This is a genomic window from Myxococcus llanfairpwllgwyngyllgogerychwyrndrobwllllantysiliogogogochensis (genome assembly GCF_006636215.1).
GTDB classification, from domain to species: Bacteria; Myxococcota; Myxococcia; order Myxococcales; family Myxococcaceae; genus Myxococcus; species Myxococcus llanfairpwllgwyngyllgogerychwyrndrobwllllantysiliogogogochensis.
In genome coordinates, this window is record NZ_VIFM01000753.1 from 1 (window position 1) to 453 (window position 453).

The following is a 453-nucleotide window of genomic DNA, read 5'->3' on the forward strand; positions in this document are numbered from 1 at the left end:
AAATATCCCCGCCTCGAACGGCGTTTTCTGGTGCACAAACTGCAGCTCCTGGGCCATCAGCAGCTCAAAACCGACCAGGGTAATCAGGGCCGTCATCGCCATCATCACCCCGCTTAAGATTATGCGATGGGTGAACAGGCGCATATCCACCATCGGGCGTGCCGCCGACAGCTGCTTGCGGATAAACCAGGTTAACATCGCCGCCCCGCCGAGCGCCACCAGCGCGGTGAGCCACAGCGCCAGCTGGCCCTTCAGCGCCGATTTCGCGCTAAACACCAGCATCAGGATCGCGGCAATCAAAACGAGCGCCTGCAGTAGATTGAGCGGCTGTTCGCGGCGCGCGGGCTGGCGCGGCACCACTTTCGCATTAATCGCGATAACCACCAGCACGATCGGCACATTGATCAGGAACACCGACCCCCAGTAGAAATGCTCCAGCAGGATCCCGCCCTG

General features: G+C 60.7%; 1 pseudogene. It reads right to left on the reverse strand.

Annotation, left to right across the window (positions count from 1 at the left end):
- Positions 1 to 453 (reverse strand): annotated as a pseudogene (gene kmrA, locus FJV41_RS55735) (efflux MFS transporter KmrA); the annotation flags it as partial.